Origin of the sequence: Agrobacterium sp. SOY23 (assembly GCF_027212525.1) — a bacterium.
Classification (GTDB): domain Bacteria; phylum Pseudomonadota; class Alphaproteobacteria; order Rhizobiales; family Rhizobiaceae; genus Agrobacterium; species Agrobacterium tumefaciens_I.
In genome coordinates, this window is record NZ_JAPWDT010000007.1 from 316,170 (window position 1) to 339,095 (window position 22,926).

Annotated in this window: 31 protein-coding genes; 12 read left to right on the plus strand and 19 right to left on the minus strand. The window is 55.7% G+C overall.

Translation table 11 applies throughout. The annotated features are described in order from the left end of the window. Positions 1-78 precede the first annotated feature (78 nt). Positions 79-603, plus strand: coding sequence for a sigma-70 family RNA polymerase sigma factor (locus O3S81_RS20785; protein ID WP_269346247.1), 525 nt, complete (start codon positions 79-81; stop codon positions 601-603). 695 nt (positions 604-1,298) lie between these two features. Here the strand turns inward: O3S81_RS20785 and O3S81_RS20790 are convergent. The 5 genes from O3S81_RS20790 to O3S81_RS20810 all read right to left on the minus strand — a co-directional run bounded on the left by O3S81_RS20790 (position 1,299) and on the right by O3S81_RS20810 (position 4,263). After that, entirely contained in the window at positions 1,299-1,526 is a 228-nt protein-coding gene (locus O3S81_RS20790) for a hypothetical protein (protein ID WP_269346249.1), read from the minus strand. Between the two features lie 153 nt (positions 1,527-1,679). Then, positions 1,680-2,432: a Crp/Fnr family transcriptional regulator gene (locus tag O3S81_RS20795; protein WP_269346250.1), complete on the minus strand. Its 753-nt coding sequence runs from the start codon at positions 2,430-2,432 to the stop codon at positions 1,680-1,682. A gap of 15 nt (positions 2,433-2,447) precedes the next feature. Then, entirely contained in the window at positions 2,448-2,807 is a 360-nt protein-coding gene (locus tag O3S81_RS20800; protein ID WP_269346252.1) for a hypothetical protein, read from the minus strand. 372 nt (positions 2,808-3,179) lie between these two features. Beyond that, positions 3,180-3,518, minus strand: coding sequence for a hypothetical protein (locus tag O3S81_RS20805; protein WP_269346254.1), 339 nt, complete (start codon positions 3,516-3,518; stop codon positions 3,180-3,182). Positions 3,519-3,606: 88 nt separating this feature from the next. Beyond that, positions 3,607-4,263 carry a UdgX family uracil-DNA binding protein gene (locus tag O3S81_RS20810; protein ID WP_269346256.1) on the minus strand — a complete coding sequence of 219 codons (657 nt, stop codon included), beginning with the start codon at positions 4,261-4,263 and terminating at the stop codon, positions 3,607-3,609. 260 nt (positions 4,264-4,523) lie between these two features. Here O3S81_RS20810 and O3S81_RS20815 point away from each other — a divergent pair, with 260 nt between their 5' ends. Beyond that, positions 4,524-5,270: a Crp/Fnr family transcriptional regulator gene (locus O3S81_RS20815; protein WP_269346258.1), complete on the plus strand. Its 747-nt coding sequence runs from the start codon at positions 4,524-4,526 to the stop codon at positions 5,268-5,270. Here O3S81_RS20815 and O3S81_RS20820 read toward each other — a convergent pair. Together O3S81_RS20820 and O3S81_RS20825 are read right to left on the minus strand one after the other, a co-directional pair. Next, positions 5,253-5,492: a DUF6894 family protein gene (locus O3S81_RS20820; RefSeq protein ID WP_269346261.1), complete on the minus strand. Its 240-nt coding sequence runs from the start codon at positions 5,490-5,492 to the stop codon at positions 5,253-5,255. The genes O3S81_RS20815 and O3S81_RS20820 overlap by 18 nt on opposite strands. 53 nt (positions 5,493-5,545) lie before the next feature. Continuing rightward, entirely contained in the window at positions 5,546-5,734 is a 189-nt protein-coding gene (locus O3S81_RS20825) for a hypothetical protein (protein WP_269346263.1), read from the minus strand. A gap of 150 nt (positions 5,735-5,884) precedes the next feature. Between O3S81_RS20825 and O3S81_RS20830 the strand changes: the two genes are divergently transcribed. The 5 genes from O3S81_RS20830 to O3S81_RS20850 all read left to right on the plus strand — a co-directional run bounded on the left by O3S81_RS20830 (position 5,885) and on the right by O3S81_RS20850 (position 8,829). Next, positions 5,885-6,088, plus strand: coding sequence for a hypothetical protein (locus O3S81_RS20830; protein WP_269346264.1), 204 nt, complete (start codon positions 5,885-5,887; stop codon positions 6,086-6,088). 39 nt (positions 6,089-6,127) lie between these two features. Continuing rightward, positions 6,128-6,316, plus strand: coding sequence for a hypothetical protein (locus tag O3S81_RS20835; protein ID WP_269346266.1), 189 nt, complete (start codon positions 6,128-6,130; stop codon positions 6,314-6,316). 21 nt (positions 6,317-6,337) lie between these two features. Further along, a complete protein-coding gene (locus O3S81_RS20840; RefSeq protein ID WP_269346268.1) occupies positions 6,338-6,628 on the plus strand; it encodes a DUF3175 domain-containing protein in 291 nt (96 codons plus the stop codon). Between the two features lie 166 nt (positions 6,629-6,794). After that, positions 6,795-6,974: a hypothetical protein gene (locus O3S81_RS20845; protein ID WP_269346270.1), complete on the plus strand. Its 180-nt coding sequence runs from the start codon at positions 6,795-6,797 to the stop codon at positions 6,972-6,974. A gap of 79 nt (positions 6,975-7,053) precedes the next feature. After that, positions 7,054-8,829 (plus strand): thiamine pyrophosphate-binding protein, encoded by a 1,776-nt coding sequence (locus O3S81_RS20850; protein ID WP_269346272.1) that lies wholly within the window; start codon positions 7,054-7,056, stop codon positions 8,827-8,829. Positions 8,830-8,887: 58 nt separating this feature from the next. Here the strand turns inward: O3S81_RS20850 and O3S81_RS20855 are convergent, their stop codons facing one another. The 7 genes from O3S81_RS20855 to O3S81_RS20885 form a co-directional block, all read right to left on the minus strand. Next, positions 8,888-9,403 carry a DUF305 domain-containing protein gene (locus tag O3S81_RS20855; protein WP_269346274.1) on the minus strand — a complete coding sequence of 172 codons (516 nt, stop codon included), beginning with the start codon at positions 9,401-9,403 and terminating at the stop codon, positions 8,888-8,890. Between the two features lie 104 nt (positions 9,404-9,507). Beyond that, positions 9,508-9,954: a CBS domain-containing protein gene (locus O3S81_RS20860; protein ID WP_269346276.1), complete on the minus strand. Its 447-nt coding sequence runs from the start codon at positions 9,952-9,954 to the stop codon at positions 9,508-9,510. Between the two features lie 44 nt (positions 9,955-9,998). Next, complete coding sequence (locus tag O3S81_RS20865; protein WP_269346277.1) at positions 9,999-10,313, minus strand: plasmid stabilization protein; 315 nt, start codon at positions 10,311-10,313, stop codon at positions 9,999-10,001. Between the two features lie 161 nt (positions 10,314-10,474). Continuing rightward, positions 10,475-11,341: an alpha/beta fold hydrolase gene (locus tag O3S81_RS20870; protein WP_269346279.1), complete on the minus strand. Its 867-nt coding sequence runs from the start codon at positions 11,339-11,341 to the stop codon at positions 10,475-10,477. 723 nt (positions 11,342-12,064) lie between these two features. Then, positions 12,065-12,337 (minus strand): hypothetical protein, encoded by a 273-nt coding sequence (locus O3S81_RS20875; protein ID WP_269346281.1) that lies wholly within the window; start codon positions 12,335-12,337, stop codon positions 12,065-12,067. Continuing rightward, positions 12,337-13,577, minus strand: a protein-coding gene (locus O3S81_RS20880; RefSeq protein ID WP_269346282.1) for an IS3 family transposase whose coding sequence is annotated in 2 segments (ribosomal slippage) — positions 12,337-13,245 and positions 13,248-13,577 — 1,239 coding nt in all. Because the reading frame shifts where the segments join, the coding sequence is not laid out codon by codon here. The genes O3S81_RS20875 and O3S81_RS20880 overlap by 1 nt, the downstream gene beginning before the upstream one ends. A 715-nt stretch (positions 13,578-14,292) precedes the next feature. Beyond that, complete coding sequence (locus O3S81_RS20885; RefSeq protein WP_269346284.1) at positions 14,293-14,541, minus strand: hypothetical protein; 249 nt, start codon at positions 14,539-14,541, stop codon at positions 14,293-14,295. Positions 14,542-14,648: 107 nt separating this feature from the next. On the opposite strand from O3S81_RS20885, the gene O3S81_RS20890 reads away from it, so the two are divergent. Then, positions 14,649-15,068, plus strand: a complete 420-nt coding sequence (locus tag O3S81_RS20890; protein ID WP_269346286.1) for a hypothetical protein — start codon at positions 14,649-14,651, stop codon at positions 15,066-15,068. 20 nt (positions 15,069-15,088) lie between these two features. On the opposite strand, the gene O3S81_RS20895 is transcribed toward O3S81_RS20890, so the two are convergent. Next, a complete protein-coding gene (locus tag O3S81_RS20895; RefSeq protein ID WP_269346288.1) occupies positions 15,089-15,325 on the minus strand; it encodes a hypothetical protein in 237 nt (78 codons plus the stop codon). Between the two features lie 217 nt (positions 15,326-15,542). Between O3S81_RS20895 and O3S81_RS20900 the strand changes: the two genes are divergently transcribed. Further along, positions 15,543-15,851, plus strand: a complete 309-nt coding sequence (locus O3S81_RS20900) for a type II toxin-antitoxin system RelB/DinJ family antitoxin (protein ID WP_269346290.1) — start codon at positions 15,543-15,545, stop codon at positions 15,849-15,851. Continuing rightward, complete coding sequence (locus O3S81_RS20905; RefSeq protein ID WP_269346292.1) at positions 15,848-16,138, plus strand: type II toxin-antitoxin system RelE/ParE family toxin; 291 nt, start codon at positions 15,848-15,850, stop codon at positions 16,136-16,138. Before O3S81_RS20900 ends, O3S81_RS20905 begins: the two co-directional genes overlap by 4 nt. A gap of 66 nt (positions 16,139-16,204) precedes the next feature. Here the strand turns inward: O3S81_RS20905 and O3S81_RS20910 are convergent, their stop codons facing one another. After that, on the minus strand, positions 16,205-16,636 hold the full coding sequence (locus tag O3S81_RS20910) for a PIN domain-containing protein (RefSeq protein ID WP_269346293.1): 432 nt from the start codon (positions 16,634-16,636) through the stop codon (positions 16,205-16,207). Next, a complete protein-coding gene (locus O3S81_RS20915; protein ID WP_113082167.1) occupies positions 16,636-16,935 on the minus strand; it encodes a hypothetical protein in 300 nt (99 codons plus the stop codon). Before O3S81_RS20915 ends, O3S81_RS20910 begins: the two co-directional genes overlap by 1 nt. Positions 16,936-17,120: 185 nt before the next feature. Here O3S81_RS20915 and O3S81_RS20920 point away from each other — a divergent pair, with 185 nt between their 5' ends. Together O3S81_RS20920 and O3S81_RS20925 are read left to right on the plus strand one after the other, a co-directional pair. Further along, a complete protein-coding gene (locus tag O3S81_RS20920) occupies positions 17,121-18,227 on the plus strand; it encodes a Fic family protein (RefSeq protein WP_269346294.1) in 1,107 nt (368 codons plus the stop codon). A gap of 287 nt (positions 18,228-18,514) precedes the next feature. Further along, positions 18,515-20,662 carry a TonB-dependent receptor gene (locus O3S81_RS20925; RefSeq protein WP_269346296.1) on the plus strand — a complete coding sequence of 716 codons (2,148 nt, stop codon included), beginning with the start codon at positions 18,515-18,517 and terminating at the stop codon, positions 20,660-20,662. A 103-nt stretch (positions 20,663-20,765) separates the two neighbouring features. Here O3S81_RS20925 and O3S81_RS20930 read toward each other — a convergent pair whose 3' ends face one another. After that, positions 20,766-21,914 carry an ABC transporter substrate-binding protein gene (locus O3S81_RS20930; RefSeq protein WP_442864962.1) on the minus strand — a complete coding sequence of 383 codons (1,149 nt, stop codon included), beginning with the start codon at positions 21,912-21,914 and terminating at the stop codon, positions 20,766-20,768. Positions 21,915-22,451: 537 nt separating this feature from the next. Next, the coding region (locus O3S81_RS20935; protein WP_269346298.1) for a biotin/lipoyl-containing protein at positions 22,452-22,926 on the minus strand (475 nt) is incomplete at its 5' end.

Genomic DNA, 22,926 nt, shown 5'->3' on the forward strand with positions numbered 1-22,926 from the left:
CACCCGTACCCATTGTACGCTGTCGTACAGCAACCAAGCGGCTGCCGAGGCATTTCCTCATTGTGAAAGGATGGGAAAATGACCAGGCACGCTGTGAGTGGAGTTTCCGGAAACATATTGAGTGATGCGCAACTGGAGGTGTTGCGTATCGGTATTGCCGATCAAGCGCCGGCTTTGACAGCTTTTGCACGGCGCTTCGTCAGAAATGAGGAGGATGTGGACGATCTCGTTCAGGAGACGATGTTACGGGGACTTCGCTCCATCCATAGTTTTACCCCCGGCACGGCGCTGAAATCATGGCTCTTCACCATTTTGCGCAATACTTTTTGCACCCGTTACAAGGTGTCGAGACGTGAATGTATCGGTCTGCCTGTCGGTATAGAGCAAACCATGTCAACGCCCGCCAGCCAGGAATGGCGGGTGCAGCATCAGGAAGTCATGCGGGCTATTCGCGATCTGGACAAGGATCAGAAAAAAGCTCTGCTGCTGGTGGCCGGAGGGACGAGTTATTCCGATGCCGCCGCCATTTGTGGCTGCCGCGTGGGCACCATAAAAAGCCGCGTCAACAGGGCAAGGGCATCATTACGACGAAATCTGGATTGAGAGTGGTGCGCGTCGATCGCAGTCGTGCGATATAGCCTCCGTGTCGCCCTCATCAACGCTGCCGTGCCGGTGAAGGCTCATCACCGGCAGTTCGTGTGGGAACCTCAACTCCCGGCCTTGCCATTGCCTCCGGCAGAGTGCCGACGCATCGGTTCTGATGAATGCAAACATGGTGGCTATAACGGCAGGAACCCACATTCAGCGTCTTCGGGATTCATGTTGATCCGTGACTGCGAGGAGCGCGGAATGAGGTACAACCTATCCGAGCGCTATCTGTCCTGCTGGTGACCTTGATGGGTCGTGTTTATCTTTATGTTTGCCTGCCTGCCGGTCTGGGTCGAAACCTTCTGCTCCCTGATGGAGGAAGTATCTTCAGTGCTCAGCCGATCATTGTCGCCAGGACCTTGCTGGCTTCGGTTGTCTTCGGGAATAGGGAGTGTTTTCCTGGTCATGTTGCACCTCATCCGGCATGATTTCCGTGGTACAACCCGAACCATGCTTGCGCAGGTTTGTTCCCGGTCCGCCGACCAGGTCTCATGCTGCGACCGGGTAACGTCTGGCGGGAAACCCGAATGCAACATCACCTGTCTACCGGCATCACGAAGCGCCCGATTTTTCCGGGAGACGGCAAACCCTCCCCGCCTAACGAAATCGAGCCTGAGATTAGGGCGAGTTGCGTCGCGCAAGACCGGATATCAGCCGACGAGCAATTTGGTTCTAAAATAGAGAATTGCGAGCCGCTGAAGTTTCAATGGATCGACAACGCCGCGATCATACATTTTCAGGACATAACGGGCGACGTCTGCCCGGCATAAAGCATAATCTCGTTCCGCAGACAGAACATTCTCGTAGGCTGCCTTAACGATGTTGATGTCGTCGTTCAGAAAAATTCCGGAACTCTGGTACTCGTGATTGGCGTGCATTTCACCTCCTTGAAACGCGTCCGGCGTTTCATAGCGTGAGGGAAGATGCATCCATACTATAGGGAAACGACCAAAGGTAAATGTCCGGAAGCGTACCCAACGGTGATTGGAAGGGCCGTCCGGCTCAGCGAACCATGCCGTTCCCGAACGCGGTCAGGTCGCCAGGCGGGGTTTCTGACCGGTCGTCCTGCAAAAGCGGGCGATCATACGATTGTTCTCCTCCTCGGGCATGCCGTAGAGATCGTGTGCATAGGTCTCGAGCGTCTCGCGGTTCCTGATCGTAATTCGTCCCCTCTCGGAACGAATGAACCCGTGGCTTTCGAGAACGTGGAGAGCATCCGTCACACTTGCGCGCCTGACTGCCAGCATGGTGGACAAAAAATCGTGGGTTAGTGGCAGATGATTGCCTACTACCCGGTCGTGGCACATCAGCAGCCACCGGGCGAGCCGCTCCGTTACGGACTGGGTGGCATTGGAAGAGGCCGTGTATTCCACCTGGGTTCTTGAAACGTGCAGGGCGCAGACCAGGATATCGGAAAAGACCCGGTGTTGTGCAAGAAGGGCGTCAAAGGACCTTATGCTCATGAAAAGCGCTTCGCCCGGAGCCTGCGTAACGATCTCAGTCAGGTTTGTTTGCGCGCCAGCCACCGCTCCCGTTGGCACAAAACCCTCTCGTCCGACAATTCCCGCTTCGATTTTGCGTCCCGATTTGGTGACCACCACGACGGAGGCGATACCGGATGACAGGAAGAAAACACGCTCGACGGGCGCACCGGCGGATATCAGCACATCGCCCAATGCCAGCTTGAGGGGGCTGCAGACGCCCGTAACCTCATGCCGGATATCATCGGGCAGAAGAGAAAGCAGGATGTTTACTTCACCATGGCCCTCGGGTCGTTCCGGCATAATATGAGCCTCGCTCTAATGTCTGATGCCCCCTCCTTGCGCCATCAAAGCGGAAACAATGTTTTCGATGTCTTCCGAACGTCCGGAGAGGACAAAAGGTCCCGGCTCGCTGTCGATAACCGTCTCCGGCACAAAAAAAAGATAGGGAATGGCCTCTCCGTCCAGTTGATCGGTGAGGCGCAGCATGACATCTGCCTCGTAACGTACGTCGATAATCGCAGCGGCAAATTTGAGGGTGCCCTCACTCTCTATGAAGCTGGCTGAGTAGGGTCCCTCCAGGCCGATCTGGGCATGAAACCAGGCCATTCTGATTTCGGATGTAACAGTATCTGTCATTCCGATGATTGCGATGGTGAGGCGTTTAACAGTCTGCATCCTTTACTCCTCGCATGCCACCGGCATGCGTGTGCCTGTCTGCCCACCATAACGCCTGAACGGGACGATTTCAGCCGCCCTGTCACCGAATTTGTCAAAGAGGCGCCGATAGGGACATTCCATGCGGGTGAAAGCAAAGATGATTGATGCGACGTGAGGAAAATATCGGCCCGAACAGGATATGAACCGACCGTTGCACGAAGGCTCAAGTCGAAATTCTGGTCCGTCGTACAGATGATGGCGATTTTTGCGGGCGAAAACGGCCGTGGAAAGCCATGATGATCTACACGCTGGCTGTTGCGATCGTGCCCTGTTTTCTGACGGAAATGCACCCTGGTCGCGCCGCATGAGGTGAGGCCGGCCGCCATCCGGTTATACTTTGCCGTCTGCCAGATTGAAGCCGCCGATTGACGATGGAAAACTGACTTCTCCGCTTCTCCGCCGCAAGGGAATATCCACCTGATAGGGCACAGCCACCACTACCTGGAGCGAACTGCGCAAAAGGCTGGGTGTCGCGGCGTCGGTCAAGGTCAGATAGGTGGTCGCGGTAAAGCGTTCCGGCTCTTGCGTCGGGACCACATCGCTCTCCAGCAGCTTTGCGGCTGCCAAAGCCAGATGCCGGCTGGGGTAAACAGCTCTCATGACCTCAGAGACGACAACGCCCCACCCGTTTTCATGTGCCACGATCTGGTATTCGATGTTCTTTTCCATGATGTTCGAGCCTCCCTGTTCGGTCGCACCTAACTGCGATGGGAAAAGCTTGTTCCTGACAGCGGGCGAATGCGGCAAGCCGGTTTCGCTAGGTCGCCTCGCCAAGGATTTCGCCTATTTTGTGCAGGTCGGACACGAAGGCGCGCTGCTGTCGATCCGCCTCCTGCCGGTCGCGAAGGCGCAGCAGGTAAGACGGATGGATGGTGACGAGAAGACGTGTGCCGCGCGGCGTCAAAAGGACATGCCCGCGTTCCTTCGTCACACCGCTTGTACGTCCCGTCAGCGCATAAAAGGCCGTGGCGCCCATCGCCACGATAAGGTCTGGATCGATAAGGCGCAGTTCCGCTCCCAGCCACCAGGCGCAGCGCTGCACTTCACCGCTGTTTGGCCGGGCGTGTAGTCGTCGTTTCCCACGTTGCTCGAATTTGAAATGTTTTACGGCATTGGTCACGTAACATTGCGAACGATCTATACCGGCCTCCTTCAGACATTCATCGAGCAGACGGCCGGCCGGGCCAACGAAAGGCCGGCCTTTCAGGTCTTCTTCATTGCCGGGTTGTTCGCCGACAAGGACCACGCGCGCTCTTGTGTCGCCGTCGCCAAAAACCAGTTGGGTGGCGTGCCTGTAGAGGTCACATCTTTCGCAACTTTCCGCTTCCGCGTGCAAGGCGCGGAGTGAAGGTGCGCCAGCGCTGTCGGGCTGGAAGGCAGGCGGCGGTCGGTTTCTATTCGTGCTTCTGGCCAAGGTGTGGCTCCCGCTGGAATGATCATCATTCCCGATTTCCGTGACGGTGCGGGACGACATACCCAATGATCGGGTTTCGATGTAGGATGCTCCCTGAAAAATGGGCCTAAATTTGGAATTTCGGCCATTCTGTGACGCAGAGACGATCCTTTCTGCGAATTGGTACGGAAACGTACTCACTGTTTTCATGCGATTTTCCGCTGCTAATATGATTGCCGGGCTGATGTTTTCGAGCAAAGGGAAGAGCCGGGCGAACCGCTATGCTTGGATCAGGTTTTCTTGTCTACAATCGTTTATTGAAGACCATCGGCACGGAAGGGCTGTCGCGCCTTGCGTCGCGCATGGAGGCGGTGGATTTGCCGGCGGGACACCAGCTCGTTGCGGCTGGCAAGCCCATTTCACATCTCTGTTTCATCGAAACCGGCCTTGCATCGACCGTTGTTCATGATGATGGCGGCAAAAGCATTGAAACCGTGATGGTCGGACGTGAGGGGATTACCGGCTGGCCCGTTCTGCTGGGCGCGGAAACCACGCCGGATGAAACCATCATGGGCGTGGGCGGCCGTGGCTTCCTGATTCCGGCTGCTGAAATACGACGGGAAATGGAGGAAGACGCACGCCTGCGTGCGCTGTTGCTGGGCTATATCAATGTCTGCCTGCTTCAGGTCGGTCAGCTTGTGCTTGCAAATGGACAATATAGTCTGCGGGAAAGGCTCGCACGCCGGCTGCTGATGTGTCATGACCGGCTCGATACGGATGACTTGCCCATTACCCATGAGTTTCTCTCCACGGTTCTCGGGGTGCGGCGGCCGGGCATCACCAACGAGTTGCATGTTCTCGAAGGCATCCATGCCATCCATCCCGGCCGCGGAAACATCCGGATCATCAACCGCAGCATATTGGAAGACGTTGCCAACATGACCTACGGCGTCCCGGAAAAAGAATATGAAAGGCTGATGGCGCGTATGCAGACGCATGTTGCCGCGCCATCACTCTTTTCTGTCTAGCGCGTCGGCGAAGCGGACGACCTTCAGCACTTCCTGTTGCCGGCTGCGGATAATGATGCATCCCTCGGAGATGTCGCGCCCTTGCAGGATTGCTTCGCTCATCAGGGCGCGTGCGTCCTTGAGAGCCTCTTCGATTGCCCGATCCAGCGACGGGAGGTCGCTCCCTTCCAGGTCATCAAGGACATTTTTGCCGCTGATCACGGTGAAGAAAAATCTTGGCATTGCGATATTCCCAAGAAATGGCATGGCCGCCGCTGGCGCATAGAGCGGTTTCCTCAGCCAAACTGCCGCAGATATTGGGCCTGTTTTTCAAGCCGCGTCGCAAGTTCGGAAATGCTCATATTCGTCGCGCATAAATGAATCGCGCATTCCAGGAATTGCAGCGACGAGCTTCTGGGAAAATCCTGCTGCTGCTCATACGCAATTCTGGAGATGCGATCGGATTTTCCGGATTTTTCCGTCATCGGACGCTCCCTGGGATTGAATGTCTGGCTCGCCTAACCGGGGGAGACAGAAATTGTTTCAAAAAAAATCCTTCTTCTGCCTCCCGGTCCTTGTGGAACATTGCCGCAGGAAAATGGTTGGGGAGCGTTAAAATCCAACCGGAGGCTACGATGCCCAATAATTCTCCACGAGATGGTGCTCCCGGCACCACCGACCAATCGCCACGCTGGGAAGGGCCCAAGGAAAGCCGGCCCCGAGGCTATATGAAACCCACGGATGATCCCGAGCACGACCGGGACGCCGTTGGCGAAAACCTCAAAGACCCGCGGAAGAAGCGTGTTTCCGATGCGATGAAAACCCGCGACGACCAATAGGCGCAGCGGCTTATCCGCCACCAACGGCAGGAGGAATAGATGTCCACCTCGACGAAAACACCGGCAAGCATCCGGCAGGGCGGGCCGGGCTCTTCGCATGAAAACGCAAAGGCACCCCTGGAGGTCAAGAAACCTGCAGCAGACAATGGCAAGCGCTCAAAGAGCAGAGTTTCCGGGGGAGGGGGCGAACGTGACAGTCACCATACCCATGACCCCGAACGAAAATAATGATTTGCCGGGAGAAGAACGATGAAAAAGGCAAAAAAGAAAAAGAAATGGTCGCAGAAAGTGGCCGAGGAAAGCGATGCGCTCGATCTTGAGAAGGAGGTGTTTACCAAAGACGATCCCTCGCAGATCGCGCGTTCGCTGAAAGCCTCAGCGGAACAGTCCTCCAGGCGCAAGACCAGTCCTTTCCGGTCTGCGATGTCGATGCTGGTCTTCTACATCAACCGCGCTGGCCGGACGTTGCCCGGAAAACGCAAGGAAGTGCTGGAGGACGCGAAGGATGAGCTTCGCAAGGAATTCGGCAAATCACGATAGACGCGTGCGGGTTGGCTTTGTCGCTTGAAACCGCTCGGAGCCGTTCGGTAAAAATCGCTCCTCACGAAATATTAAATCTCGGAACTCCCGTGGCGCCGCATGGTTCGTCCAGGGCGAGCCGCAAGGCGCGCAAGTGACAAATCACCAATATGAGGAGTGACATATCATGCCAAATCAGGGTGGTACGCACGAACAGCACGTTAAGGCCGGCCAGCAGAGCCACAAGGACAGCGACAAGCGTTCGCAATCCGCATCGGCCCCCACTAACGGCAATAAGGACAAAACCCGCGGTGGCACACATGAGCAACATGTGAAGGCGGGGCAGCAGAGCCACAAGAATTCCTGACACGGAAAAACTGGGAAATCCCTGCGCGCGTCGTGGGGATTTCCTTGTTTTATTCCCTGACAATACTGAGGAATTGATCATGAAGACCGCAGCAGACGTTCTGGTAGAGACATTGATCGACTGGAAGGTCGACACGATATTTGGCCTTCCGGGAGATGGCATCAATGGTGTCATGGAGGCGCTTCGCAAACGTCAGGACGCGATAAGGTTTGTCCAGGTCCGACATGAACAGTCCGCTGCCTTCATGGCGACAGCTTATGCCAAATGGACTGGCAGGCTCGGTGTTTGTCTTGCCACGTCCGGTCCCGGTGGCACCAATCTCCTGACCGGTCTTTATGACGCCAAGCTGGATCAGGTTCCGGTCCTCGCAATCACCGGAATGCAATATCATGACCTGATTGAGACTTTCACGCAGCAGGACGTCAACCTGACCCGCGTTTTTGAGGACGTCAGCGTTTATAACACCGTCGTCAGCGATGCTGCGCATATGGAGAATGTCGCCAGCCTCGCCTGCCGCACGGCAATCGCACGGCGTGGCGTCGCGCATCTTTCCATAGCAAACGACACGCAGGAAGAACCAGCCGACGAACGACGGTCTCGCCGTAACCTGCCCAGGCATGTTCCAAATGACTGGTTCTCATATCGTCCGAAACCCGCTGAAGAACTCGTCCACGAGGCAGCCTCCTTGCTCAATCGTGGTAGCAGGATTGCTATACTTGCCGGACGTGGTGCCCTTGGGGCGCGGAAAGAATTGAAGCGAACCGCCGAATTGCTTGGCGCGCCGGTGGCGAAGGCGCTTCTGGGCAAGGCGATCATGGATGATGACGACCCCTTCACCACAGGGGGGATCGGCATTCTGGGAACCGCCGCATCCCAGGACATCATGAAAAATTGCGATACCTTGCTTATCGTGGGGTCGACATTTCCCTATATCGAATTTTATCCGGATCCCAAGACCGTCAAGGCGGTTCAGATCGATCTTGACCCGCAGCGCATCGGACTTCGGCATCCCGTGCAGTGTGGCCTGGTGGGTGACGCAGGTGACATACTGAACCGGTTGAATTCCCTGCTGGAGAAAAAGAGCGACCGGAGTTTTCTGGAAGCCGCGCGGAAAGGGATGCACACCTGGCGCGAACAGATGGCCGCCCTGACATCGGAGCAATCAACACAATTGAAACCGCAGCCAGTGGTGCGTGCCTTTGGCAGGCGTATCGATGCAGACGGAATGCTTGTGACCGATTCCGGTCAGAACACGGAACTGGCTGCGCGTCACATCGACCTGAAAACCAGCAACGCCTTTGCCGTTTCGGGTGCGCTCGCTTCGATGGCCTCCGGCTTGCCCTACGCCATTGCCGCCGGACTGGCCTATTCCGGCCGTAACGTATATGCGGTTGTGGGCGATGGCGGACTTGCCATGCAACTCGGCGAATTCTCCACCGCCGTCCGGCATCGGCTGCCTCTGAAGATTCTGGTTATCTGCAATGGGATGCTGAATCAGATTGCATGGGAGCAGATGATGTTCCTCGGCCATCCGCAATTCGCCTGCGAACTCGCACCCATAGACTTTGCCAGGGCGGCCGATGCAATGGGCGGAAAGGGTTTTACGATTTCCGGATTTGACGAGATAGAACCGGTTCTTGACGCGGCGTTCGCCGAGGATGGCCCTGTTATCATCCAGTCGATTGTCGATAAATACGAGCCGATGATGCCGCCGAAAATGCCGGACGACTATGCGGCGAATTTGAAGAAGGCGCTGCCCGATACGCCGGGGCATCGGCAGATAGAGGAGAATATGGCGCGAGAGCCGCTGCGGACGATGATGCGCGGAGAAAGTCATCCAAAAGCGGGCCCGTGATAACCGACAGCCATATCGAGAATGTGCTGTTCGGCGCGATAGAGACATGGCGGAAAAATCATCTCCGTGCGTCGGCAATCTCCTCGCTAAGGCGCTCGTCGATTGCATTCATTTGCTCGATTTCCACCCGCTGGCCGCGGGAAATTTCCGAACAGAGGGCCATCAGTTCCGGGTCGGTGATCGCCGATTTCCGGCACATGAGAATGGCGCCGGAATGATGGGGAACCATCGAAGCAATGAATTGCCGGTCGCCGATCAGGGTCTGGCTACGCGTAGCGGTGAAGGCCATTACGAAGAGGAGAGCGAGACCGGCATGGAGAAAAAGATTCAGCCGCTTGTTCGGATACATTCGGCCCATCGTCGCGAGCATGAGGATGCCCATCGGCGCAACCATTGTCAGCGCCATATAGAGCATGTTGAGATTGTTCCGGAAGTCGCTCCAGCCATCGATCATGGAGAACATGACGAGGTACATAACCACCAGGCTGAGGGCCATGTTAAGGGCAAAAGCCGCATAGGGATGGCTGGCGGAGCGCGTTTTCCCCCGATGACCGGTGCCGTGATTGTCGTACATCTGATACTCCTGTTGCCGCACAGCGACTTGCCCCGGAGAGGAATACAGCCCTCGCCGGTGATCCAATCGGTAAGGGCCTGTCAAAACAGGCCCTGGCTGTCGGTTTAATGCGGCTGCACGCCGGACTGGCTGTGGGTTCCGCCGGGACGGGAGATTGCTGCCAGCGCCTTGCCCACGCCGGTGCCATCGGTCTCCACGGCGACATCGCCGAGGGACAGGATTCCCACTAGCTGCTTGTTGCGATCGAGTACGGGAATACGGCGGATTTGCTGGTCGCCGAGATTGCCGCAGACATGTTCCACCTCCTCGTCATCGAAGCAGTATTTCACTTCCCTGGACATGATCTCGCTCGCCTTGGTGTCCGGACCCTTGCCTTCGGCAACCGCGCGAATTGCGATATCGCGGTCGGTCAACATTCCCACCAACCTTCCTTCCTTGCCGACCGGCACGACACCGGCATCGATTTCCGCCATGATGCGGGCTGCTTCCTGAATGGTCTCTTCCGCATTCACGATGCGCACATCATGTGTCATGACTTCCTGGACTTTCATGAAGGTAACTCCTTCCAAGGGGTAAATCCCTGCTGCCGGCTCGCCTAGTGCTGGGTGTGCTGCTCGTTGCGTTTGCGGGTTGCTGCGGCCTTTTTGGCAGAGGCTGATCGCTCTGCCCTTGGTCTTGCAGCAGCGGCCTTGCCACCTTTGCGGCCACCCTTTTCGGAGGAGGCGTGGTTCTCGGCATGGCCGCGACCGGAGCCGGATTTCTTGCCGCCACCGCTTTCCTTGTTCACGGTGGCCCAGGCACGCCGCTCGGCCTCTTTCTTGCCGACGCCGCGATCCTCATATCCTTCTTCGATATGCTCGGCCTTGCGCTTCTGTTTGTCCGTATAGGAGGACTTGTCGCCGCGGGGCATCGCGCTTCTCCTTTTCTGTTGAAGCGCACCTAACTAGAGCGCTCAAACAAAGTTCCCGAAGATATGCGATCAGTTTCCCGCGTTCCGGGATGTCGGGTGCGGTTAAGTTGGTACGGGAATTCCATCGTGGCGTTCGAAGCCATGGTGGCGCTCTATTGGCGTTACCAGGAGAGGCGATTAAGAAAGGCCCTGACCAGCGGAGCAACTTCATCGAGGTTTGTCTCCAGCAGCCAGTGTCCTCCATCGAGCAAATGAAGCTCGGCATCCGGCAGATCGCGGAGGTAGGCGCGGGCAGCCCGTTCCGGCATGTAGTGATCCTGCGGCCCCCAGATGATGATAGTCGGCGGCTGATAGGTTTGAAGATAGCGTCGGTGGATCGGAAACCAGTCCCGGTTTGCTTTCAGGTCGGAAAGAAGCTCCGCCGCCATATCTTTTTTTCTTTCGGTCATAAGACTCCAATGCAATTGCCAGAGGTCCGGGGGAATGATCGCGGAAAGCTCTGGCCGCACGTCATTTAGAAACTCTTCGCGGAAGTTCTCTTCGGTGACGGCGCTGCGAAATTCGGCATACATACGGTCCGCAGGCAGTGACCAGAACTTTTCGATGTCGGCGTATTTCGGCCCCAACGCGTCTTCATAGGGAATGTCGCCGTTCTGGATGATCTGTCCGACGATCCGACCCGGCTTCATGATCGCAAGCCTGGCCCCAATGGGAGAGCCGAAGTCGTGCAGGTAGAGCACAAAGCGGTCGAGACCCAGCACCTCGACAAATGTGTTGAGCCAGGCGGCATAGCCGTCAAAGGTGCAGGAGAAGGTCGCAGGGCTGCCACTGTAGCCGAAGCCCGGAAAATCCGGTGCGATCAGTCGCCATGCGTCGGCCAATCTGGGTATGAGGTTTCTGAATTCAAAGGATGAGCAAGGATAGCCGTGCGGCAACAGGACGACCGGCGCGTCGGGCGGGCCAGCTTCTCGATATAACGTATCGACATCAGCAACCAGGGCTCTGCAATGTCTGATGCGGCTGTCCATTTTCTGCTCCTCAACAGATAAGAGTGCGGAGCACGCCAAATGGTTCCACTCGACCGTTCTTAAATTGCTCCAATCCGGAGACGCCGTGGTGGTGCGCTCAGGATCCGTGAAGCCGGTCACCGCGGTCTATCTTTTGCTCGCGGATTCGCACGCCAATCAGTCACCTGGCAGGTCGTGCCCGGCAACGACAGGCCCCGGATGGTTCTCTCGACCTCGATGCGACCAGCGATGATCTACAATGTGTGTCGGCCAACTTTCGAGCAATCCAGACCCTGCTCGGCATACCAAGATCGAGAATATGGTTTGATGTGGAGATCGAGGAAACGCTGAACCTGGCGGAGCATACTGAGATTCGAGAATGCATGGCCTCGCGAGAGCGGTGCCATGCATTTCTGCGCGGAGGGCCACATCTGAAAAAGCTGACGAGCGGCTACGCGCCTTCTCCCCAGTCATAGAAGCCGTCGGGGTACACATCCGAAAGCCGGAATCACTTGCGACAAAGTCACGTCGACTGTGCGCCAGAAGCGGACGTCAACATATTGAGCGATGCGAGGCTTTGGAGCACTATCGGCAAAATAACCTATCGCCACGGACTGGATCGCAACCTGTTCGCCGATCTCGATGACCCGGTTAGGAGGAAGCTTGAAATATGCTGACGGATCAATACCAGAAACCGTCAATGTAATGTAAAGGCTGTAATTGCCCCCAAAATACCGGACGGGATCAGGTTGGCATAGATTGAGTGGCTTGCCTCACTCGCTCGAAGATTTCACTGATCGTGTTCTCGTCGCCCGTGATGGAAAGGCCAATATAGGTTTCTGCCTCTATGGTGATTTCGTGCCCGGCCAATCGCGCCTGAACTGTCTCAATTTCCTGCGAACCAGCGACGGACCAATTGCGACTTTCGAAGGAAGCACCAAGCTGTCGCATAACTTCCATGATCGTCGCCCGTAGGTGCTGATCGTATTCAGGACCCAATATCACAGTTCTTGCCATCAGATTAATCCAGATGATGAGGGTCGGCTTTTCTTGTCGGCTATGAACTCTTTTGGCGAACGGTAGCGAGGAGCTTTATGCGGGTGAAAGCAATTGTAGTGCTCAAACCAGATCGGCAGTTGGTCGATGACCGTCTGCGCATCGGGCACGGGATTGACGGAGACGTAATCTCGCTTGAATGTTTTCACAAAGGCTTCGGCCATGCCGTTGGATTGCGGACTTCGAACAGGTGTCGAGCGCGGTTCCAGGCCGATGTCGCGCAGCAGGGTTTTGGTGCCCCTGGCCACAAAACATGAGCCGTCGTCAGTCAACCATTCGATTGGTTCTGGAAGGGCGTTGACGGGCCCGAAGCGGTTTTCTACCGCCGTGATCACTAGGTCCTGGACGTCCTCTCTTTTAATCCCTTCGGTGGTCGCGACATGGGCAATGGCTTCCCTGTCACAGCAATCCAGCGCAAAGGCCACCCGGACTTTCTCTTTGTTGTCGCAACCAATCTCGAAGCCGTCCGGGCACCGTCGAGGGTTTGATCTCTCGACGGACACCTTGCCATCGTGACGACGGCTATCGATGTCCCCAGTCTGACGCTGCAGAAGCAAGCCGTGCAGCTTCATCACCCGGTAGACGCGTTTTACGTTCGGCCAAGAACGGCCCTGAGCACGGAGGTTCCTTCGCAACACCGCATGAACCCGTCGATAGCCATAGGTCGGCATCGAGGCGATAATCGCCTTGATCTCGGCGACGAGGCCACCGTCGTCGAGTGCAGGTCGCCCCCGCCTACTGGCAGGACGCGTCTTGCGCTGGAGGGCGATATTGGATCGGGCCACGTCGAGAGCCTCACACACCGCCCTCATCGCAAAACGTCCTTCGGCAACGATAGCGAGCGCAACAGGTGTTTTTTTGACCCTGTTGCGATATCAAGCGCGTCTTTGAGGATTTCGCCTTCCATGGTCTTCTTGCCTGGCAGGCGCTGCAATTCCCTGATCTGGTTCTGCAATGCACGGTATTCGGAAGCCGGAACCACGTCCTCTTCCGCAGCCGTGGCAACCAATGCACCGTGGACAGCGAGCTTATGCCATGTGAACAACTGGTTCGGCTGGATGCCGTGACGCCGGACGACAATGGTTACCGTCGCATCGGCTTCATAGGTCTCCTGAACGATGGCAACCTTTTCTGCCGTCGTCCATCGGCGACGACGCTCTGGTCCTGAAAGCACTTCTATCTTCGGATTGTGACTGGTCATAGCGACGACATTACTCCTCACACTTGTTAAGTGGGAGACCCTGTCCGGTCATTTGGGGGCTGTTACAGAATATGCCCCAGCTGACTATGCCTTCAAGTGTTGGTCTGTAATGGTAGCGCTTTCTTTGTATTGAAAATGACATTTAACAAGTTTAACGACTCGCATGCGGAGTTGGGGACATACCCTCGGCTGATACGATTCCCGTCAGACCGGTCGCCATCTCCGCAATTCAAAATCCAGTTGGAGCCGCAACGGGATTTGCCGACTATGTGATATCCGGCCTGAGCCTACCAGAAACTGGTATTTGGTGATGCGTCGTTATCGAGATCACGGTCCACAATCTTGTAATTCCCTTTTTGTATTTCAGGGAATTTCCTGGTCTGTGTCCTAATCCAACCGAAACACCGAGTAATGTCATCGGCTTCGAAAACTGGACTTTCCTCGCCAGCGCATTTTAATATTACGATGTACCGCAATCATCGCTCCATTATGAAATACTGAAATAAATAAATACGTGTATAGATTTTATTTGCAATTTCGCAACGAATGCCTTCGGTGCAGTAAATTTTACCTTGTCTGAGTAGTTTAAACCTCCCGGCTCACACTTTGAAGCGGACATTGCGGAATGGCCTGCTGCCGATTATGGACCTCAGTTAAGATGGAATCCACCCTCCGCAAGCCGCCCCAACGGGGCGGCCCTCGACCGACCGCAAGTTTATGATGGTTGCGCCCTTCCGTAACCGGTGGACGCGGCTATGCCCAGAACGGACATCGCGCCAAACTCCAGGCGTGGCAGCCGCGCGAAATTCCCGGCCGGGTTGCCGTAGCCGACAGTCACGATGGAGTTGACCTTGATCGCTGTGTCCGCGAAGAAACCACCATCTTGGTTATGCTGTCGCGCGATATGTTGAAATGCTGCTGCCTGCCGGCGCGTCATCCCTTCGGAAACAGCCAGGCGAACCACAAATAAAGTTCCACGGTATAGATCCCTGTCCCTCCTGCGCTCATTGCAGAAAGGAAATAGGTGGCCGGTTTTTACTCCGCCCGCGGACGGATTATTCCGCCGCTACCGTGGCCGACTTTTCCACCGCCGAGGCTCACCTCGCGCGAGATCTTGCCTTCCAGCGTCTCGGTCGGCCCGACGAGGGGCGGGCAGCTCATTCGAAGGCGCTCGCCATTGATCCCGCCTGCGAGGAGGCCCGCCTGTTCAGCTTGGTGAGATCGATTTCGAACCAGGCAGCGCTTCTGGGGCTCGGAACCTTCAGTGTGGCCAGCCAGTTCTTGTCGGTGAAGCTAGAGGAACTGACTATGCCCAGGAAAATTTCGGCCCCCTCCAAAACGATCGACCCTAAAGAGCAGCCTGCCCGCCGTTCCGACGACCAGGTGGCGCCCGCCGAGCCGGACGATCGCCAACATCCGCCGCGCGATACAAGAGAGACGCCGGCTCCGAACCCAAACGACAAAGGGCTCCCGAACAGGGCGCCTGAATAAGTCGGAGACCGAAGACGGTCTTAAGGCGCGCGATCGGTAAGAGCGTCGGCTCCCTCCCGCTCGGCGCAATACGCACAGCAGTAAATGATGTCGCTCTGCTCGACGCCATGCCCGATGATCCGGATGCCGCAATGCGGGCAGGCCAGCTCAAGTTTCTGGATAGCGCACTTGAAGCTATCGAACGTGTAGGTTTCATTCCTCAGATTTACTTGAAAGGCCTTGTCATAATCGTTGCCGCACTGGTCGCATTGGGCCATAGCTGCACCTTCTCGTGAATAACGTCAAGTTTGGGATCACCCACAGGTCGCCGTCAATACTTGAGAAAACCTATGTATCTGATTTAACGCATTTCACGCGGTGGCCGCTCATTCGTTCCTTTCAAGACGTAAAAGACGCGAGTGAGCGGCCACGGCCGAAACGCTATTGCCTCTGTCATTCATTTGCATTACCATTTCATGGAAATCGGAGATAGCTATGCCTGCAAACGCTCTCGTCCAAACTCGCATTGATGCCGAAGTTCGGGATCGTGCTTCCGCTGTGCTCGAAAACATGGGCCTCACGGTATCAGATGCCGTCCGTATCTTGCTCACCCGTACGGCTAATGAGGGTGCTTTGCCCCTCGAACTACTTTCAGGCAGCGAGGCTCATGATGCCTGGTTCCGAACCAAGGTACTTGAAGCTCTGAACGATACTCGGCCGGACGTCTCGGATGATGAGGTCGAGGCGCATTTTGCTGGGCGTCGAGCGATGGCACGCCTCAAAACAGATGCAGGTAAAGCGTGAAGATTACTTGGTCTGCGTGCGCCTTATCGGATCGCGATGCCATATTCACATATATCGAAGCAGATAATCCTTCAGCCGCCGTTATGATCGATGAACGGATCATCGCCGCTGTTCGTCGCCTCAGTGACTTTCCCGTAAGCGGTCGTGTTGGCAGGATTGCTGGCCCACGCGAACTGGTAATCGGCGGCACACCCGTCGCAGCATATGCGGTAACGGAAATATCGGTTCGAATTCTTCGTATCCTCCACGGCGCGCAGGAATGGCCAGACACTGTGCCGGCTAGCTAACTCGACCTCGATCCTGCATCAACGGGACTGTGGTTCGAACTGGTTCAAGGCGATAACTGTAGCATCTCAGACTGCGCTTGCACGGAGGGGATTGATCATTTCGATTTCTTTGAAATCTCGCTCATTATCGGTGACAACGACGCAGCCGTTCGATTGAGCGATGGCCGCCACGATCGTGTCCAGGGCACTACGTGGGCGGCCTGTTGCCCTTCCTTCTGCCATCAGTTCTCCCCATATGAGAGCTGCCTTCTCGTCAAACGGAAGGATGCGCCCTGCGAAGAGTGACTGCGGTCCCTCTCTACCTCCAAACCAAGTTTCGAGAGCTGCTCGCTTCTTGCCTGGCGGCTTCTCCAGTATTCCTTGGTGTATCTCGGCAATAGTGAGCGATGTGATGAACAAATCGTCGTCAATTTGCTCGTCCATCCATGTCATCAATGACGCTGAAGGCTCTGGTTTCGTGATATTGCTGAGAATATTGGTATCGAGCAAATAGCGCATTACAAATCGGTCTCGCGACCCACTTCGCGTGAACGGGCTGTGTCGATATCTGCCCCAACAAGAGGCGATCGGCGGAGTGCCGCGAGAATCCCTCCCTTTTTCGGGGGGGCTCCGGCGAGATTTTCACTTACAAAGGCGCGTAAATGCGCCGCTTCCGGGCCGTCTTCTGCCAATCGGCGCGCAAATGATCTGATTAAGCTGCGATCGCTATCACGACCGAGTACCTCGAAACGAGCGAGACCGCGGTCGCCCAAGCGGTTTCTATAATTCTGAATTGCGCGAGTCTGTGAGCTAGCCATCATGTCCTCCTGAGATTTCCAGTAATATATCCAGATGTCTCCGTTTCTGCAAGCTTTCCGGAGGGATGATGTTGTCGCAGCTGACAAGCTGGAGAGCTGCAAATTGTGGCTCTAAGTGATAGATGGGCTTGCAATAGCTCATTTTTGGTAATAATTATGAGTTATAGAAAGGGTGTCTATAACTCATGACATGGAACTGGCAGAACGCCGATTGGCCAAACTTCAGGTACGACATCGCAAGCCTGGTACCGTTGGAGCAGAAATTCCTGCAGTCCGCCGGCGAGGTTATCGGTGCTGTTCGACATTTCAACGATGACGACAGCAACCAGCTTCGCATTGAGTTGCTGAGCGACGAAGCGGTCAAGACCTCAGAGATCGAGGGGGAATTTCTGGACCGAATGAGTGTCCAGTCATCACTCCGTCGGCAGTTCGGGCTCGACGCTGATGACAGGCAGATTCGCCCCCAGGAGCGGGGGATCGCTGAGATGATGGCGGATGTCTATCGAAGCTGGCATGGGCCGCTGTGTCCTGAGGGACTGTTCCACTGGCATTCAATGCTAATGGCCGGAAACCGATATATTGAAACAGTTGGTGCTTACCGCAAGCATGAAGACGCCATGCAGATCGTGTCGGGTCGATTGGACAAGCCCACAATCCACTTCGAGGCTCCCCCCTCTCGCCGGGTTGCCGCTGAGATGGAGACCTTCATCACATGGTTCAATCAATCCGGGCCAGATGGCCAAACGTCGCTTCAAGCTTTGACGCGCGCTGCAGTAGGCCATCTGTACTTTGAAAGCATACATCCATTTGAGGATGGCAACGGCCGAATTGGGCGCGCGCTCGCTGAGAAATCCCTAGCGCAAAACATAGGGCAGCCAAGCCTCATTTCACTCGCCTTCACAATCGAGAAGCGCCGGAAGGCCTACTACTCCGAGCTTGAGCGGCACCAGCGTACGCTCGATATCACCGACTGGGTCATTTTCTTTTCAGAAACTATCCTGGATGCTCAACGGGTGACGCTTGAGCGCATCGATTTCTTCATTCAGAAAGCAAAGTTCTATGATCGTTTTCGGGGCCAGTTGAACGAGCGGCAGGAAAAGGTAGTCGCGCGCATCTTCAAAGAGGGCACGGCAGGCTTCAAGGGGGGGCTAAGCGCCGAAAACTATATCTCGATCACAGGCACATCCCGCGCTACAGCAACACGCGACCTTCAGCGGCTCGTGGAGATCGGTGCACTTACGCGTACGGGTGAACGTCGGCATACCCGGTACTCGCTGTCATTGCAGAAATAAATTGCTGCCAGTCTAATGAACCCCACCAAAGTCATTATCGAGGTAACCGGCTGCCCGTTTCCGCTCAACTGCTTTGCGCTTCCAGATAGAGGACACCCCATCGATTCTTTGGCCGGTTGCTTCCATTGGTAATGCCCGTTCGAAGAATTGATCTCGAACAAGGCGGTCTTTGCCCGACGCAGAATCAAAATTGACTCTTTTTATCATGTTATTTATTCGGCTTGATCAAAGCGTGAGGCCTCGAATCAGCGAAAGCCTGCGATCGTCAATTTTGTCGGGGGCTCATTATGAATATTCGCAGGGGATGCGCGATAGTATTGGCGGTTATGGTCAGCGAGCCGGCTTCCGCCGAAGATACGACGCAGCTTAAACCAATCGTCATTTCAGGCGATAAGGAGAAAACCTCCACGATCGGAACATTGCCGGATCAGTATCCCGGTGGGCAAGTCGCAAAAGGTATGCGACTTGGCATACTTGGCGACCGGGATTTTATGGACACTCCCTTTAGTGCAACAGCCTATACGTCGCAGAAGATTGAGGATCAGGGTGCGCAGACTGTCGGTGAAGTGATGGACAACGATCCATCTGTTCGAAACACCCATTCGTCGGGCGGCATGCTGGACTCTTTTTACATCAGGGGGTTTCCGATCGGCGAAGGCAATTTCGGGGAGATGGCATTTGACGGCGTTTACGGAATTGCGCCGACCTACCGCGTTTTCACGGACTATGCGGAACGCATCGAGGTGTTGAAGGGTCCAACGGCATTCCTCTATGGCATTTCACCCAACAGTGCCGTCGGTGGCACCATCAATATCGTGCCGAAACGGGCTCTGGATGAAGACCTGACCCGGATCACCACTGATTATACTTCAAAGATGCAGGGCGGCGTTCATATCGACCTGTCCCGCCGTTTCGGCGATGAGCGTCAGTTTGGTGTCCGGGCCAATGGCAGTGTTCACGACGGTGAGACACAGATCGACGATCAGAGCCGAGGTTTCTTCGTTGGTTCGCTGGCTCTGGACTACGAGGGGGAAAACCTCAGAGCCACGCTCGATATCATCGGACAGCATGAAAAATACGATGCGTTATCACGTCCGTTCTACCCAGGCAGTCGTCTTGCAGCAATCCCGCCTGCGCCCAACGGATCGCTGAACGTACAGCAGCCATGGGAGTGGTCGAAAAGCACCGACCGCTCGGTTCTTGGGCGGTTCGAATATGATCTGACCGACGATGTCACCTGGTTCGGTGCAGCAGGCGGCGGCACCTCCCATGTCCATCGCCTGTTCGGCTTGCCTACCATTCTCAACTCCGCCGGCGACATCAGCACCCTGCCGCAAAATGGTGTCTTCGATGTCGATAGGTTAACAGCGGAAACCGGCCTGAGGGCGAAGTTCGATACCGGTCCTGTTTCTCATGCGGTGACCCTGCAGGCGAGCTATCTGAGGCAAAGCCTCGACCGTGCCATCGTGTCTGGCACGACTGATCTCAGCAACATGTACGATCCGGTGAACCGGGTTGAGCAGTTTGTGGCGAATCCGGGCTCGGTGCCGAAAGTGTCGGAAAGCAAGCTCTCTGGCATTGCGCTGTCTGACACATTATCGATGCTGGACGAACGACTGCAACTGACCGTTGGCGGTCGCTTTCAGCAGGTCGATTCCAAAAACTTCAATACGGTCACGGGCATGGTTTCCTCTTCATCGGATGAGGACGCAGTCACGCCGTTGGTGGGTGTCGTCGTCCGTCCCTGGGATGCTGTTTCCTTCTACGCAAATTATGCCGAGGGGCTCAGCATCGGCGATACGGCGCCAACCACTGCAATCAACTCCGGTGAAACGCTTGCTCCCTATCGGACAACCCAATACGAGATCGGCACGAAGATCGATCTTGGCCAGGTTGGGATGACGGTCAGCGCGTTCCAGATCGAAAAACCTTTTGGTCAGCTGGAATTGACCGGGGGAGGGCTTCTGTTTTCGGCGGGAGGCGAACAGCGCAATCGCGGACTTGAGTTTAATGTCTTTGGTGAGGTCACGGATGATATCCGCTTGCTCGGTGGATTGACGCTAATTGATGGCGCACTGACGAAAACATCGAGTTCACAGACGCTCGGAAACAAGCCTGTTGGTGTTCCCTCCGTTCAGGCGAATATTGGCGTGGAATGGGATACTTCGTTTCTCGAGGGCTTCACCCTCTCAGCCAATATGATCCACACTGGAGAGCAGTATATCAATACGGCCAATAGCCTGAAAATTCCGTCCTGGACGCGGCTGGATTTAGGCGCGCGTTACAAGACGGAAATCGAGAACAGGCCGGTAACATTCCGTGCTTCCGTCGAAAACGTCTTCGACAAGGATTATTGGTCAGGCGTGGCAAGCTACAGCACGATCGCGCAGGGCGCGCCGCGCACGTTCAAGCTATCGATGACAACTGATTTTTGAGATCGTCAAGTCGGGACCGGCGCCACCCTGTTTTTGATGGCGGATGGAACCGGTCTTCATATCATCACAAATGCGAGGGCCGGCGCCACTACGCGAATGGACATTATTTTGCGGAGGCATCGAAGCTGACGGCATAGCCAGGTTTGTAGTCGATCGGCAGAAACCGTCTGTGGTATTCAGCGAATGTCTCGTCGGGATCAAGGTCCGCAAAGAGGTCCGGATGAAGCCATTTGGCAATCCATTGGATGGCGACAAACTCATAGGGGCTGTTATAGAACTGGTGCCAGATGCCATGAAAGTTGTTCTTTATCTGTGCAGTTGTACCGGTGTAGGCATGGCGTGTGGGATACCATTCCAGTTTTTTGCGGGCCTGTTCGAGGTTGGCACCCGGCCCCAAAGGAATCCAGCGACCTGCCGGCGCGTAAGCCTGCCAGTCCGCACTTGTGACGATCACCTGATCGGGGTTGGACACGACCACCTGTTCAGGGCTGAGTTGCCCAAAGGTCGACGGCAGGAATTCGCTTCCGATGTTATCGCCACCGGCTAGCTCAACGTATTTTCCGAAATTCTCGGCGCCAAAAGTCAGGCAGCAATCCTCGGAATATCCACCGATGCGCTCGATAAACACTTTGGAGCGAACTGGCTTGACCCGGTCAAGAACGCTTTCGACCCGCTCCATTGCCTCCTTCCTGAATGAAATGACTTCTTCCGCCCTTTCTTCTCGCCCCATAATCTTACCCAGAATCCGGATTGTCGGATCGGTGTTTTTCAGGGGCGAATGGCGGAAATCGACATAGAGCACCGGAATATCAAGGGACGCCAGCTTCTCGACGTATTGTGCTTCCTCGTTTGCCTGTTTCGCTTCAAGATTGAGAAGGACGACATCCGGTTTCTGGACGACGGCGGATTCTATATCGATGAGACTGCCTTCATGGCCCTTGAAGGTGGGCAATTGCGCGAGCGCCGGGAATTTTTCGAGATATTGTCTGTAGGTCGCGGGATCAGCTTCGATCAGATCGTTGCGCCAGGCGACGATACGTTGAAACGGGTTTTCCTTGTCGAGGGAGGCGATTAGATAGAGTTGGCGCCCTTCTCCCAGCAGCATGTGCTGAACGGGGACGTTGACCTTCACGCGCCGTCCGGCAATGTCGGTAATCGTCACCGTATGTTGCGGCACATCCTTTTCTTCGGCGCCAGCGAATATGGGCAGCGCGAGCCAGAATGAGAGCAGTATGCCGAGGCGTCGTTTCACGGGTATCTCCAATGCGACTTACATTCATACGGAGTCGGTTTACCTCACACTCGTAACTATCCCACGCGTTTGCACAAGATATCCAACCGATTATCAGATGATCGACGGCGATCCGCTTTGAATTGTGGATCGGACGGGGCGCGTTTCCATTTTTGCGGCAGCAAATTTCCGCCCAAAGGTGGGGAAACGGTTCGCCGTCTCGGGCCGGAATATGTGAGGGGCCAACCTGAAGCTTTTGGCGACAAGGAAATTGACACATTCGTGGCGCCCCGGCACCAAAGTTCTTCCTGCCCCTGAAATAGTGAACCTCTGTGGCGGCTTGTCCGTTTCCGTCCATGGCGGCGGACAAGCAGCTTTCAAGGCGAAATCGTAGCGGTCTTCACCGGATGACTACAAAGAATCTGATGATCCTACCTTATGTAATCGGCGATACCAGCAACGGTATTCTTGCTGACGCGCGATCCAGCGATAACTACGACCCTCGGCAATCAATGCAATGACCTTGGGATCATGCGGGCCATTGGTATCCTTTGAAAATCAATCTAGAATGATCAGCAGATCCTTTGCATCGATCTGGTCACCGGGCTTTACCAGAACTTCAGCGATCTTGCCGTCACGCTCGGCATGCAGCGCGGTTTCCATCTTCATGGCCTCAATGGAGAGCAGCACGTCGCCGGCCTTGATCTCCTGACCCTGATTGACGAAGACCCGGCTGATCACGCCCGGCATCGGCGCGCCGATATGGGAGGCATTGCCGGGTTCTGCCTTGCGGCGCACCGCGGAGCCGGAGGCGCCATGGGCGCGATCCGGTACCTTGATGCGGCGCGGCTGGCCGTTGATCTCGAAAAACACCGTCACCATGCCCTTATCATCCGTGCCGGACGAGGCCTGATTGACGATGACCAGCGTCTTGCCGCGTTCGATATCGGCAAACAGCTCCTCGCCATCTTCCATGCCGTAGAAATAGGCATGGGTCGGCAGCACGGAGACCGGGCCGTAGGTCTCAGCGGTC